Origin of the sequence: Nanchangia anserum (assembly GCF_015240065.1) — a bacterium.
Classification (GTDB): domain Bacteria; phylum Actinomycetota; class Actinomycetes; order Actinomycetales; family Actinomycetaceae; genus Nanchangia; species Nanchangia anserum.
The window spans coordinates 397,866-411,519 of record NZ_CP060506.1 but is presented as its reverse complement, the minus strand read 5'-3'; the positions used below and the strand labels follow the sequence as shown (position 1 = coordinate 411,519).

Below are 13,654 nucleotides of genomic sequence, written 5' to 3'. Positions count from 1 at the left end.
CGCGCTATTCGGCCCGGGCCTGACCGCGCGAGCAGACCGGTCGCGATAGTGTGACGCCGTGACGACCTATCACCGTGCCCGCCATTATCGCCGTGACTCACACGGGCGAGGCCTGCGCGGTGTCCTCATTCCTCCCGGATTGCCGGCGGCACTGCCCAGGTCCCAGCGCTTCGACGCCCTCGCCATGCGCATCGTCGCCGACATCACGGCGCACGTGCCACAAGTGGCCGACGTGGAGTTCGCCGTCGAGGACGTTCCCCCGATCGATCCCGCGCCGTGGGAGAGCGCCAGCGTGACGTTGGGACGGTATTTTCCCGCCGAACGCTCCCGGCGCACGCCCTCGCGCATCGTCCTGTATCGCCTGCCGATTCAGGCCCGTTGTCGCGGCATCGATCAGCTGCGCGACGCCCTGGCGTGGGTCATCGTCGAAAACGTCGCCAACGCGCTGGGGATGCATCCCGAGGACGTCGTTCCCCCTGCCTGGGGCCGCCTGCCCGGCGCCTAGGGACGCACGTCCACCCGGGCGGTCACGGCGTCGGCCGGGGCGGGCGAGACGGGGACCCACGAGATGCCGTCATCGGTGTAGAGACGCACGCCGAGAGTAAGAGGCGTCGTCGCGTCGACGGTGTAGATACCCGGGCCGAGTTCGTGACTCGCCGCGCGGCCCGCAGCAACGTTCATAGTGACGGGATCTGTCGAGGATGCGGCTACGGTGACTCGGCTTGCCTCGTCGCCCGCCACGCCCACGATTTCGGCGCGCACGCCGGTGGGCACGATAACCGTGCCTCCTGTCTGCGCGCTGCTCGCACTCGCCCAGGCGATGTCGCGCGTCGCCACCGAGGTATCCACGCCTAGCGCCGCGCCGAGATCAGCGCTGTCAGAGGCAATGCGCACCTGCGGCCCCTGCGCACGCACGGCGGCGGCAATCGTCCTGCTCGAGCGCACGCGGAGCGCCAGCGCGTCCTTGCCGCTACCGGCCAGTGATACGTCGGCGACGCTGCCCGCGGTCAGCGTCTGGGACCCGCCCGGCAGCGGCGTCGTCCCGTGCGCCGTCACGATGTCGATGGTGTACGTCGCTTCGTCGCCGTGCGGATTCAGCAAGCGCACCGTGGCATCGTCGAGTCCAACCGAGCCGATAGCGATGGTCTGCTCGCTCTCTAGCGAGGCGGGAGGCAACGAGTCGTATCCGTCTTCGCTCACGCCCGCAAGTCCACTGACCTGGGCGAATGCGACGACGCCCGTGCCGGTCGCGCTGACGCGCCAGGCCGGGCGTTCTTCCCCAACGATGCGTTCCGACAGTGGCACGCTCACGGAGGAGCCGGCCTCGACGAGGATCGATGACCGCGCCCACGCCGCGGGGCCGCTGGCACCCCACGCGTCGATGGTCGCCGTTACCGCGCGCGTCGAGGGATTGACGAGCGTCATCTCGATCGTGTGTCCATCACCGGCATCGCCGCCGAGGAACCACGTGATCGGTTGCGGGGAGCGACATTGCGCGGCAGCAAGCCCGAACGTGTCGCCTCCACCGCGAGCCACGATGAGTCCGAGAGCCTGGGCGGGCGAGTCACCGACGGGATCGGCTTCGATGAGAGCACCGCTGGCAGAATCGACGCGACCGCTCGCCATACCGTCGCCGCTCGGGCGCAGCGACGTCACTGTGCTCGAGCGCAGGCGCGCGTGTGGCACGTCATCCCCCAGCGATCGAGCGGCGCTGAACGTCTGCCCGGAGTTGCCGGGCAGTGGCGGACAGGCGACGACCGTGCGGGTCGGTGACGCATGAGCGTTCACGAGACGGTGAGGCGCCGGGTCACGGGACGGCAGATCGGCCAGTCCTAAACCGGCGATCCCGGCGAGGATCGCGACACCGGAGAGGACGGCGGCAGCGGTGGCACGTCGAGACGTCATCGGCGCATTCTCCTGCGAGTCGGCCACGCGGCGAGAACGGCGACCACCAGGCTGAGGGCGACGACCGCTCGCCACCACGGCCACCATGCCGGCCCATACGAGACGGTGAGGGTCCCCGATACTCCGGCGGGAATGGTGAAGGCTTGCGCCCACCCGCGGGACACCGGAGCCAACTCGATGCCATCAATGCGCGCGTGCCAGCCGTGACCAGCCCGTTCGGCAAGGACGAGCGTGCGCGGCTGGGATGCCCGCAAGATCTCGGCGACCGCGCGAACGCCGCGCGAACCGACGCTCACGCGCTCACCATCGCCCACGACAACCATGCGCGCAACGGGACCCGCGGGATCGAGGGCGTCCTCATCGACGCGCCACGCGGCAAGTCTGCTCGTTCGCATGACGGGCGTGAGTCCGTCGATGCCGTCGAGCGCCGCGACGAGATCGGCCTCGTCACCCGGGTGTGCCACGACGACCTCGTCGATCGCGTGCTCCGCCAGCGTGTCGGCGATATCGGCATCACCGGGCAGAGTCAGCGCGGCAATCGCGGCGGCGAGATCACTCGCAGCGGGTCCCGGGCGGGCCTGGCGAGCGTCGGCGGCGTCAGTGAGCATCGCTCCCGATCCTCGCCAGATCTCGGCGCGCGTCACGCCCGAAGCCTGGCTCAGGACGAGGACGCGGGCACGCGTCGGCGAGCTCTGACGAATCTCGGCAGCCGGAGGAATCCGCTGCCCGCGCGGACTCGCCTGGGGCACTCCGTCGCCCCGCTCGATCGCCGTGCCCATCGCGACCCACGCGACCGCGCTCAGCCCCAGCGCAACGGCGGCGACAGCGGCCGGCACGACGCACCAGCGACCGAGGCGTCCGCGCCCCACGCCCGCCCAGCCGGCACCAGCAGCGAGAACGCACCATCCGGCGAGAGACTGTAGAGGCGCGACGACGGCGTCGGCGGGAGCCACAACGATGAGGACCCCACAGGCCAGCGCGCCCAGCCAGGCGCACCGCGTCGTCCACACTCGACGAGGTCGCGCGAGCGCGAGAACTCCCCAGGCGGTGACGAGAATCGGCAACGCGGCCATCCCCCACAGCCACCACGTCCCGGCGCCGCCCCACGCGCGAGTAAACACGTCGCTGCTCACCGGCAGCATGAGGGCGGCCGACAACGTATCGGGCCCGGGAAGATCGCGCGAGCCCGCGGGCACGGACCACAGGTAACGAACAAGGCCCCCGGACGTCGCCGCGGCGAGCAGGCTCGGTGCGAGCAGAAGGAGGGCGGGCACGGGGGCGAGAAGAACGCGTGTGAGAATGCGTCGCCGGTGCTGATGCACCGCCGCGACGATCCCGATGACGATGCCAACGCACGCAATGCCAGCCGCCGTCGCGGGATGAATGGCCCCAATCCATGCGAGCGCGAGAGCCGCGACCCCGGCACCGCTCAGCGGTGCGCGCCTGGCGGGAATGACGACATCGCCGTCGGCACCGCGATAGCGCTCGGGTGCCGCCGTTTCGGTCATCGCCGCCACGGCCCATGCGAGCAGCGGCAGAGCGAGGTGGAGAGCCACCACGCCGGCATCGCCGGTATACAGCGCTCCCCACAGGCTCGGCCACAGTCCCCACGCCGCGGCGATGAGCGAGCGCATCGGCAGGGATCTCACCCAGGCCCCGGCACCGATCCACCCCGCCGCAACGGCAATGATCGGGCTAAGCAAGACGGCACTCTCCCACCACGCGCTCGGACTCACCCCGATGAGGCTCCATGGCGCGGCGAGGATCGTCAGCAACAGCAGCAGCGGCCGGGCTGGACCGGGCGAGCCGTCGCCGCCGGCCACCCACGCCGAACCGAGGCGTCGACGAGCGATCCCAACGAGTGAGGCAGCGTCGCGAACGCGCCCCCGGCGTATCCCACACCACCGTCGTGAGCGATCGCAACGCATATGCCGACAAGGACCATGAGGGCGCAGCACACGCGCCACGAGCGCCGCCGATAGAGGGCACGCTCACGCGCGGCCACCGGCTCCAGCGGCTCGGGAAGGGCCTGATCGCGACGGATCTTGCGGATGATCGCGCGATGCGCCCGAATGTCGCTCCCGGTGGCTTGGAACGGGCGCAGATCGTGGCGCGAGCGCGTGGTGACGCGACGGATGGCCCGGCGCTGCGCGATGATCCCGTCGAGAGCGGCGATGATCCGCACCGCGACGCCGATGTCGATCGCCGCCGTCGACGGCGACTTCGCCGCGATATCGCGGATGCCGCGCCCGATCGCGCGGAAAACGATGGCAAGAAGAACGACGATGAAGGCCGCGGGATGAGCGGAGATCGCCCACGAGTAGGCTTCGGCAAAACGACGCGCCCGCAGCGATGCCGATCGGTTCGCCCCGGCCATCACCTCGCGGGTGACGTCGTTGCCCGCGAGCAGCACGGGGACGCGTTTGAGGTCGACGTGATCGCGCGGGCCGTCCTCGTCCTCATCATCGATCTCGGCCGCGGGCGACGGTGTCGGGCGCGGCCGCGTCGCCAGCTCGGCCAGACGCGCCGGTCGGGTGCGCGCGCTCACCCGTTTTCCCCGGACCCCGTTCAAACCGGCCCTCGCGTGGCGCACGCGGGCCGACATGGCGACGACCACGCGGTAGCCGGCCAGGCGGGCACGCCGACCCAGTTCCCACCCGTCGCCGAAGGGGCCGAGGTGGGGATCAAAACCGCCGAGGTGACGCCAGGCGGCGACCTCGAGCAGCATCCCGGCACTGCCCACCGCGAGCACGTCGACGCGGCGGTCCCACTGTCCCTGGTCGACCTCTCCGGCCTCGATGACGTCGAGGCGGCGTCCGCTGGGCGAGGCGACGATACCGACCTCGAGCAACCGCGAGTCGTCCTCCCAGCTGCACTGTTTGGGTCCGGCGATCGCGATGGACTCGTCGCTCGCAACGGTGGCGATTAGGTGCTCGAGGCAGTCGGGCGCCGGGGCACAGTCGTCGTGGAGGATCCACATGAAGTCGTCGTCGGGCTTCAGAGCGTCCCAGCCGCGTTGCAGCGCCGCCCCGAGCGTCGGTTCGGGAGCCTCAATGAGATAGACCCCGCCCGTCATTGCGGCAACGGATTCCGGCGTCAGGTGGTGCGACGCATGCGCGGGTGAGACATCGACGATGGCGCACCGCTGGGGCGCGACGGTCTGCGCGCGAACGCTGGCGACAGCGTGCGGCAGGAACGGCGTGTTGCCGTTGGTGACGATGACGGCACATGCGCTGACCGCGCGCTGGCGAGGTGCCACGACCTAAACAGCCCGGCCCTTCAAACGGCGCCGTTCCCGCTCGGATAGGCCGCCCCAGATGCCAAAGCGTTCGTCGTTTTCGAGGGCGTAACGCAGGCAATCATCGCGGACACGACACAGCTGGCAGACCTGCTTAGCTTCGCGGGTCGAACCGCCTTTTTCCGGAAAAAACGCCTCGGGATCCGTCTGCGCACACAACGCCTGATCCTGCCAGGCGTGCATCCCGTCGTTGTGGAGGGACGGGCTGGCATCGGGCGAGGCCAGATTCAGCGGCCCCTCACCGAAGATGTTCCACACAGTCGATTCCCCTCGCGTAGCGTGTAGGCGTATGCCTGAATTACACGCGTGTCATCCTATCAAGTCAAGCGCCTCATGATAGGGCGCGAACAGATCTGGTCTCGGTGGTGAAGGAGTCTGTCGTGTCGAATATTGCCCCGCTTGTGGCTCGGTTGGCGGAAACGTCAGCGCCGGCGCTGACCTATTACGGTGATGAGGGTCGCATCGAACTGGGAGGCCCGCCGCTGGCGCGATGGGCCTGCAAAATCTCGGGCTACCTGCTCACCGATCTCGGGATGGACGCCGGGGCCCGCGTGGCCGTGCGCCTCGGGGAACACTGGCGTGCACTCGCGTGGGGACTCGGCGTCATCCAGGCCGGGGGCGTGCTGGAGTGCGGCCCCGACGCCGAACTGAGCGATGCCGACATCGCCGTGTGCGCCTCACATGCCGATATCGAGGCCGCGAGCGCCGCGGGGGTTCCCGACATCGTGGCGCAGGTGATGGCCTCCCTAGCCTTCGAGTGGCCGGGCGAGCTCCCCGACGGCTGCGACGACGCCCAGGCGGGTGTCATGACCCAGCCAGACGCCCTCGTCGCCATCCCTCACCCACGGGCCGACGACTCGTCCCCCATCGTCGGGATCACTGCAACACTGGCACAGCTGTGTGAGCCCGTGCCGGGGATCGCGGCGGCAGAACACGTCGCCTGGTCGACTCGCGGCTCCGCGGCCGATCTCGAGCGCGCCGTGCGGGTGTGGGCAAGCCACGCTCACGCGGTGATCACCACCGGCCCCCTGAGCGCGCAGCTGCTCGAGACCGAGCACGCGCGCGAGTACCCCGGCGCCGCTAGGGAACGCTGACCTGGATGAGGCGGCCTTCCCCGCTCACGCTCAGCGCACCATCTGTGGCCGGGATGAACGCCGCACCGCCGCGCCTGAGCGTGAGGGTCGTCCCGCCGCATGACGCGTCCACACACCCCTCGACGCATGCGATGATGCGCGGGCCGCAGCCGGCCACGTCGATGCGCTGGCCAAAGGGGATGCGCGTGAGCGAAAGCTCAAAATCGGGCACGGGCGCGTAAAACGTCTGGGTGTGCTCGCTCGTGTCTTCGGCGGCGATGCGCACCGGCGGTGCCCCGTGAAAGACCGTCGTGGCCAAGGCCTCGTCGACGTCGGTGTGCTTCCTCGTCAGGCCGGCGCGCAAGACGTTATCGGAGTCTGCCATGACCTCCACTCCCAGGCCGTGCAGGTAGCAGTGAAGCGAACCGGCCGGGGTGAACAGGGTCTGCCCGGCCTGAAGGGTCACGGGATTGAGGAGGAGCGCGAGGACGACCGCGGGGTCACCGGGATAGGCCTCGCCCAACTGGGCCACGATCCGATCAGCGCGCACCGACGGGGACGCTCCCAGGCTCAATCGCTCGGCGCACGCGGCGATCGTCGCGGCAACGGCCTCGGCATCGGGGCGCGTGTCCTCGTCGAGGAGAAAATGCGTGACCTTTTCCAGGCTGGCTTGGCCGGGGTGAGCGCGCATGAGCGAGACGATCTCGCGGGCAAGCGGCGCGCCCAAACCGTCGACGATTTCGAGGGCGCGCCGGGGCGCTCGGAACCCCGACAGCGCCTCCAGGCGGGTCAGGGCGTAGATGAGTTCGGGTTTGTGGTTGGCGTCGCGATAGTTACGCCCGGGTGCGGCCAACGCCAGGCCCGCGTGTTCCTCGTGGAGCCACCCGGCCTCGGCACGCTGCTTGGACGGGTGTACCTGCAACGATAGGGGCGCGTTGGCCGCCAGGAATTTCACGAGATAGGGCAGGCGGGGACCGAATTCCTGCACGACGGCCTCGCCGAGGATGCTCCGCGGGTCGCGGGCGATGGCATCGGCGATGGTGCCCTCGCCGAAACGGGTCGGCCCGAGCTTGTGAGCACCGAACCAGACTTCGGCCCACGGCTCCCCCGTCGCGGGTTGCCCCATAAAGTCGGCGAGGACGCTCCTCGATCCCCACGCGTAATGCTGGATCGTCCCCGTGATCGCGTCCACACCCGACTCCGGTTTCTGCTGGCCGACGTTCTCGCCGGGATTCTCTCACACCGATCCCCCACCCGTCGTTCAGGTTGGCCCGCTATGGTGAAGGCACTGCACAGCAACCGATATTGAGGGAGCGTTTTCGTGACTCACCCCACCGTCTCCGTGGTTATGCGGACGAAGGACCGTCCCGTGCTGCTGACTCGCGCCATCGCCGATGTCGCCGCTCAGCGCTTCGAGGACTGGGAGCTCATCATCGTCAACGATGGCGGCGAGCGCGCCCCGGTCGATCGACTCATGCGCGAGCACGAGGCAGCGCTGAAAGGCCGCGGACGAGTCATTCACAATGAGACGTCGCGGGGAATGGAGCACGCCTCCAACCAGGCGATCGAGGCCAGCAGTGGGGAATTCATTTGCGTTCACGACGATGACGACACGTGGGCACCGACGTTCCTCGAGCGCACCATTGCCTGTCTGCGCGAAAACCCGAACTACGGCGCCGTCGCCGTTCGCACCGAGATCGTCCTGGAGCGCCTGAGCGCGACCGGGGTCGAAGAGATCGGCCGTGAACCCGCCTGGCCCGAAATTCATCAGTTCTCGCTGTCGGAGCTCATGCACCAAAACATCGCGGTGCCCATCGGCTGCCTCTACCGTGCCAGCGTCATCGCCGACCTCGGCGGTTTCCGCGACGACCTGCCGGTCGTCGGCGATTGGGAATTCCACCTGCGGCTGGCCGTCGCCTACGACGTCGCCTATCTCGACGGTGCGCCGCTAGCCTTCTGGCACCAGCGGCGCACCCAGGGCGGGGCCCTCGGCAATTCCGTGTTCGCCGGCGCCGACAAGCACGCCTACTTCGACCTCAAGGTGCGCGACGAATACCTGCGCGACTACGCACGCGACCACGGTGTCGGTGCGCTGTTGTTCATCGCGGCCATGGGACGAGGCGGGGGCATGGGCCAGCCCGAAACGGCGTTCTCGTTCGCGCTGCGCCAGGCTCGCCGCGGCCTCTACTTCGTTCGCTCGACGCGTCAGGACGCTTCGCTCGACGGTAGCTCACCGCTCTCTCACGCCGCGCGCCGCATCGGCCGGAAGCTGCGCCGGCGCTAACCCCACCGGGAGGAACCATGAACGCCGCCCCCATTAGTGTCATCTGCCGCACCAAAGACCGCCCGGTGTTCCTCGCGCGGGCACTACGCTCGCTCGCCGCCCAAACCGAGCAGGGCTTTAGCGTCGTTCTCGTCAACGACGGGGGCGAGCGCGGACGCGTCGATGAGGTCGTCGCTGCCTCGGGCCTACCCCAAGAGCGCATTCTTCGCGTCGATCACGATCACCCGCGGGGACGCTCGGCGGCGCTCGAAGCGGGGATGGACGCAGCGACATCGCCGTTTATCGCGATTCACGACGATGACGACACGTGGGAACCGTCGTTTCTCGAGGCGACGTCGGCGTATCTGCGCGATCACCCGGATGCAGGAGCGGTATTCACCCGAGTGGACATCGTCGTCGAGCGCCTCGTCGACGGCGAGCCTGTGGAGCAGGAGCGTCTCCCCGTGTGGCCCGAGGTCACGCGCATTTCGCTGGCGCGCCTGGCCGAAGAAAACCAGGGTGTGCCGATTTCCGTGCTGTACCGGCGTGAGGCCATCGACCGGTGCGGCGGATTCGACGCGTCGCTGCCGGTCGTCGAAGACTGGGACCTGCACGTGCGTCTCGTGCGTGAGGGCGAGGTCGGCTTCATCGACGCCGCCACCCCGCTGGCTCACTGGCATCAACGCGCCGGCCTTGAGGGCGATCTGGGAAATTCGACGTTGGCGCTGGCCGACGACCACGCCTACTTTGACCGTCTCGTGCGCGACCGACGCCTGCGCGAGTGGGTGAACATTGAGGGCGCACACAACGACGGACTGTTGCTGTACCTGGGGGCGCGCTTTGGCGAGGAACGGCGTCGCCACGAGGATCTCGTCGCCCGCCACGAACAGCTTCGCGCTCGCTTCGACGAGGTGACCAGGCGCCTCGACGCCGCCGAGACCACGCTCGCCCATCTGCGCCAGGTGGGCGACGAGCTATCCCCGACGATTGAGGGCATCGCACGCATGGGCGCGGAAACAGAGCGAGCTGTTGCCCGCTTGAATCGGGCGCTCGACAAAGCCGCGACGCCTATCCGCCTAGCGCGACGGTTGCGCCGCCGCTAACGCTCGACCGTCGGATAGCGCCTGCGGGGGTTGAATACCAGGCCCCTGAGCGCGGCTTTCGTCAGCGCCCACTTGAGGTGGGCGGGCACCTGCCGAGACAGATAGACCTGGGCAATGAGGTTCTGGGCGAACGAGGCCAGAACATCGAGGCGGCGTAGCGACAGCGACGCCGCGACCTGGTTGCGCGCCCCGTAGGCGTACTTCCACAGGGTCTTGTCGTTCACCTCGCCCCAGAACGCCGCCGAGTTGGCGGGCATCATGTGGTCGGCGATCGAGGTGGGAACGAAGATGCCCGGACGCCACTTCGAAAGCCGGTAGGTGTATTCCGCGTCGTCGAACCAGATGAAGTACTCGGGGTACGGCAGGCCGCAGGCCTCCACGGCCTCGCGGGTGACCAGGCACGAGACAAACGACGTGCAGTCCAGCGTCGTGTACGACTTGCCGGCAGCCAGCGGGGCCACCCAGCCCCATTTGGCCGTCGGGAAGTTCATCTGACAGGCCTGGCCGTCCCCGGCCCACACGACGAGCGAGGACGCATAGGCGGGCATCGCACCGTAAAAGTCCGTGGCATCGACGAGGGCGTCCTCCAGCTCACCAAGCGCCTCGGCTCGCGGCGCCGTGTCGTCGTCCATGATCCACATGGCGTCCATGCCGAGATCCCACGCGGCGCGCATCCCGGCGAAGAAGCCCCCGGCTCCCCCGGTGTTCTCCTTCATCGTCCGCACCGTCGTGGGCAGCGGATAGTCGCGGGTGGCGAGGTAGGAAGCCGTGTCATCGGTCGAGGCGTTGTCAACGATGATGAGGTGGTCGACAGATCGACGCTGGTCCTCGACGGCAGCGAGTGCCTTTTTCAGCAGCTCGAGCCGATTAAAGGTCACGACGATAGCGGCGATCTTCATGCCATATCTCCTTACATGCCTATGTCTTAGTCAGCATAACGGCGATGACCGCCTCTCACCGCGTGGCGGGCCGCGTCAGGGCAGGATCCACCGCCTGACGAACGCATTCTTTCGGGCGATCGCGGTGAGGAGGGCGCACACAATCCATACCCCTCCCGCATAGACGATCGCCTCAATGACGCCGCCGATCGGACGTATGTGAGTGAAGACGGCCAGCACGAGATAATGCATGAGGTAGATGCCGAAGGTCCACGTGCCCACCGTGCGCGCGATCGCGTTCGCCCGCTGCCAGCGTGCGGGCAGCTGCTTGGCGGCAACGAACACTGCCGAGGCGATGCACACGGCCACGAGCGTCGTATACCCGATGATCTGTTCGGCGAATGGGGACTTTGCCAACGACAGCGGCCCGCCGACAGCGATGAAGACGACCGCGGCGACTAGGCCCGCGCCGTACATCACCCACCGCCACACGCGCGGAATATCGGTGTGCGCGAGGTAGTAGCCGATGAGCATGAACATGATGTAGCCACCGAGGGGCAGCTGGAACTGTCCGCCCGCGTCGTACCACGCCGTGCGGATGAGCGGCAGGGCGGCTCCGGCGAAAATGGCGAGGACCGTGACGTAGCCAAAAGGCCTGCGCCAGCGCGGCCCCAAATAGGCGCGCATGTAGGCGAATACAGGTAGGGCGAGATAGAGCCCCAACAGAATCTCGATGTACCAAAACGGCGGAGCGACGCTGGACGCATAGAAGGTGGCTTTCACCCAATCCAGCGGCGTCGACACGGTGGGGTCCCCGCGTAGCCAGGTGCAGTGGCGCAGATGTAGACCTGGGTCCACAGGCAGTAGGGAACGCCGACGCGCAACACGCGCCGACGCAGGTACGTCCCCAGTGAGTAGCGGGTGGGAAAGTCGATGAGGTTCGCGCCCGAGATCATGAAAAAAATCGGCACTGCCCCCACGGCGATGGACGACACACACAGCTCGAACCAGTACCCGGGACTGTCCGTGGGCCAGTAAAAATGGATCCTCGCGTGCTGCCACACGACGAACATCATCGCGACGACATTGAGGTAATCCATATAGTGACGCCGCTGCGCCGGCGCATTAGCCATGGCGACCCCCTCTCTGTGCCACGGAGCACCCCGTGATCTTAAACAGCTTCACGCCGTCGCGCTGCGCCACGAGGGTGAGATAGGGATCGAGACGGTGGGTGTAGGTCAATCCCGGGAAGAGGGTGTACAGCTCCGACGGCTTCCAAAACACGCGACTATCCCAGTAGTAATAGCCGACATGACGACGCTCGAGCGCCCGGCATACGGCCGGATCGTGCCCCAACTCGTTGAAGTGGTACGCCAGGAGCGTCTGGTCGTCGTCCCAGCTGCCCCCAAAATGCGGGTAGACGACATTGACATCCGAGACGGAGTAAATCGTCACCGCGCCGGTGTACGGGCTGCCAATCACCGTCGCCCCGCGAGGAAGAAGATGGTCGAAATCGCGCTGGAAATCCAGCTCGGGGCGACTGACGAGATTGTTGTATTCGGACTCAAGCCCCGGATCGATCTGATAGACGCGGAACACTTCCGCGCGCGCGGAATCGAACCTCCACGTGTGCGTGGCAGGGGCAGCGCAGCCGATGACGGCAAGCACCAGAGCCGTCGCAATGCCGCGATGCCTCACCCATGCCGGCACGTGGGGCACACGCGCGAGCGCCCCCATCACGAGGGACACCAACGCGGCCAGACCAATGCCGGCCAGCGGCGCGAGAATCAGTGGCGCGAGAGCGCCGATGCGCACCTGATCGTAGTACCACACGCGCGCGAGCGTCGCCGTGACCGCCCATTCCTTCATCGACCCGACATAGAGAATCCCAAAGGCCAGCCCGGCAGCAAGAAACCACCAGTGGCGGCGTCGATACACCACATAGACGGCACCGATACACGTCAGAACCGCGAGCCACACGGCGGGGTGCGGATTGCCCAACCCGGGACTCTCACCGAACTGCGTGTCGACCATGAGGTCGATGACGTAGCTGCGGATGGAACTGGTCGGGTCGCTATGGCGCGAATCCCACTCGAGGACATTGCGCATGATCGACGTGCGCGACAGACCATAGAGGACGGCAGCGACGGCGACGGGCCAGCCCCAGGCGATGATCCCGTCGACCCGGCTGGGGCGTTGCTCGGCGCGAAGGCGCTGCCAGGTGAACGCAACTAGTGCGATCACGCCAACGATGATGAGGGCAAAGGCACCATTGGGCTGGGCCAGTCCCACTCCCGCGACCGCGCACGCGGCAACGAGCCACCGCCACAGCCCGACCGCTCGGCCCGCACGCGCCCGTGCGACCGCGTCGACGAGCAGGCACATGGTGGGGGGAATGAGGACGTAAGCGAAGAAATTCGGCCACACGGTGCCGTAGGCGGCAAGTCGGTAGGGAAAGGCCACATAGAGCGCCGCCATGATCCCTACGGCACAGGCAGCCCCGGGCAGCCGCGACGTCACGGCCGCGGCAAGAACCGCCTGCGACGCCGCGAGCGCGACCAGGCTCACGCACACGGCAAGATGCGTCGCGGTGACGACGTCAATACCGCACAGGGCGATGAGGCTGACGACGTCATGCCAGGCCGCCGGGTAGAAGCCCCCGTTGACCAGCCGCCCCAGATGCATCGTCGAGGCGTCGCCGCCGCGGACGATCCATTCCACGGCGTTGAGGTGGAAGGGGGCATCGAACGTCTGGGCAACCGTGTCGAAGCCCGTCGTGCCGGCGTGATAGGCGGAAATCGCGATCGCGCTGCCGCCGGCCGCACCGGCAAAGACCTCGCACGCCATCCACCAGCCGAACGGGCGTGCCTCCGCTCCGCGGCGGCGCCACGCAATGATAACCGCGCACACGCACGCGAGCACCGCGAGCGCACCGCCGACACTGAGCAGGCTCCAACGCAGCCCGGCCGCGCCGTAGACGATGGCGATGGTGGCGATGAGGGCAACGCTTAGCGCCGGCGCCGCACCCAGCGACACCATCCGCCCGTACCCGCCCGCGCGAGCGAGTAGATAGCCCGGCATATACACGGCGAGGAGGCCAACCAGCACGCCGCAACTCGCTGCCGCAAGCACGC

At 68.0% G+C, this 13,654-nt stretch carries 13 protein-coding genes; 4 read left to right on the top strand and 9 right to left on the bottom strand.

Translation table 11 applies throughout. The features are described 5' to 3' along the window. Positions 1-58 precede the first annotated feature (58 nt). Positions 59-505 (top strand): metallopeptidase family protein, encoded by a 447-nt coding sequence (locus H8R18_RS01870; RefSeq protein ID WP_191072174.1) that lies wholly within the window; start codon positions 59-61, stop codon positions 503-505. Here the strand turns inward: H8R18_RS01870 and H8R18_RS01865 are convergent. The 4 genes from H8R18_RS01865 to H8R18_RS01850 are packed head-to-tail and all read right to left on the bottom strand — an operon-like array spanning position 502 to position 5,461. Next, a complete protein-coding gene (locus tag H8R18_RS01865; RefSeq protein WP_191072175.1) occupies positions 502-1,905 on the bottom strand; it encodes a DUF5719 family protein in 1,404 nt (467 codons plus the stop codon). The genes H8R18_RS01870 and H8R18_RS01865 overlap by 4 nt on opposite strands. Continuing rightward, positions 1,902-3,728, bottom strand: coding sequence for a hypothetical protein (locus H8R18_RS01860; protein WP_194189341.1), 1,827 nt, complete (start codon positions 3,726-3,728; stop codon positions 1,902-1,904). Before H8R18_RS01860 ends, H8R18_RS01865 begins: the two co-directional genes overlap by 4 nt. Next, positions 3,674-5,164, bottom strand: coding sequence for a glycosyltransferase family 2 protein (locus tag H8R18_RS01855; RefSeq protein ID WP_194189340.1), 1,491 nt, complete (start codon positions 5,162-5,164; stop codon positions 3,674-3,676). Before H8R18_RS01855 ends, H8R18_RS01860 begins: the two co-directional genes overlap by 55 nt. Before the next feature lie 3 nt (positions 5,165-5,167). Beyond that, on the bottom strand, positions 5,168-5,461 hold the full coding sequence (locus tag H8R18_RS01850; RefSeq protein WP_276529566.1) for a WhiB family transcriptional regulator: 294 nt from the start codon (positions 5,459-5,461) through the stop codon (positions 5,168-5,170). A gap of 122 nt (positions 5,462-5,583) precedes the next feature. Here H8R18_RS01850 and H8R18_RS01845 point away from each other — a divergent pair, with 122 nt between their 5' ends. Further along, positions 5,584-6,297, top strand: a complete 714-nt coding sequence (locus H8R18_RS01845) for a TIGR03089 family protein (RefSeq protein WP_191072177.1) — start codon at positions 5,584-5,586, stop codon at positions 6,295-6,297. On the opposite strand, the gene manA is transcribed toward H8R18_RS01845, so the two are convergent. Further along, positions 6,284-7,468: a mannose-6-phosphate isomerase, class I gene (gene manA, locus H8R18_RS01840; protein WP_191072178.1), complete on the bottom strand. Its 1,185-nt coding sequence runs from the start codon at positions 7,466-7,468 to the stop codon at positions 6,284-6,286. The genes H8R18_RS01845 and manA overlap by 14 nt on opposite strands. A 129-nt stretch (positions 7,469-7,597) precedes the next feature. Here manA and H8R18_RS01835 point away from each other — a divergent pair, with 129 nt between their 5' ends. Continuing rightward, positions 7,598-8,560, top strand: a complete 963-nt coding sequence (locus H8R18_RS01835; protein WP_191072179.1) for a glycosyltransferase family 2 protein — start codon at positions 7,598-7,600, stop codon at positions 8,558-8,560. Between the two features lie 17 nt (positions 8,561-8,577). Continuing rightward, positions 8,578-9,642: a glycosyltransferase family 2 protein gene (locus H8R18_RS01830; protein WP_191072180.1), complete on the top strand. Its 1,065-nt coding sequence runs from the start codon at positions 8,578-8,580 to the stop codon at positions 9,640-9,642. Here H8R18_RS01830 and H8R18_RS01825 read toward each other — a convergent pair. The 4 genes from H8R18_RS01825 to H8R18_RS01810 form a co-directional block, all read right to left on the bottom strand. Further along, the gene (locus H8R18_RS01825) at positions 9,639-10,541 is read right to left on the bottom strand and encodes a glycosyltransferase (protein WP_191072181.1); all 903 of its coding nucleotides are present in this window, start codon (positions 10,539-10,541) and stop codon (positions 9,639-9,641) included. The genes H8R18_RS01830 and H8R18_RS01825 overlap by 4 nt on opposite strands. A gap of 75 nt (positions 10,542-10,616) precedes the next feature. Further along, entirely contained in the window at positions 10,617-11,324 is a 708-nt protein-coding gene (locus tag H8R18_RS01820) for an acyltransferase (protein WP_194189339.1), read from the bottom strand. Continuing rightward, positions 11,300-11,653, bottom strand: a complete 354-nt coding sequence (locus H8R18_RS09465) for an acyltransferase family protein (RefSeq protein WP_194189338.1) — start codon at positions 11,651-11,653, stop codon at positions 11,300-11,302. Before H8R18_RS09465 ends, H8R18_RS01820 begins: the two co-directional genes overlap by 25 nt. Continuing rightward, positions 11,646-13,652 carry a DUF6541 family protein gene (locus H8R18_RS01810; protein ID WP_191072183.1) on the bottom strand — a complete coding sequence of 669 codons (2,007 nt, stop codon included), beginning with the start codon at positions 13,650-13,652 and terminating at the stop codon, positions 11,646-11,648. The genes H8R18_RS09465 and H8R18_RS01810 overlap by 8 nt, the downstream gene beginning before the upstream one ends. Positions 13,653-13,654 lie beyond the last annotated feature (2 nt).

Coding starts and splice junctions, on each gene's coding strand:
- H8R18_RS01825 (WP_191072181.1), bottom strand. CDS start 10,541: ATGAAGATCGCCGCTATCGTCGTGACCTTTAATCGGCTCGAGCTGCTG.
- H8R18_RS01830 (WP_191072180.1), top strand. CDS start 8,578: ATGAACGCCGCCCCCATTAGTGTCATCTGCCGCACCAAAGACCGCCCG.
- H8R18_RS01865 (WP_191072175.1), bottom strand. CDS start 1,905: ATGACGTCTCGACGTGCCACCGCTGCCGCCGTCCTCTCCGGTGTCGCG.
- H8R18_RS09465 (WP_194189338.1), bottom strand. CDS start 11,653: ATGGCTAATGCGCCGGCGCAGCGGCGTCACTATATGGATTACCTCAAT.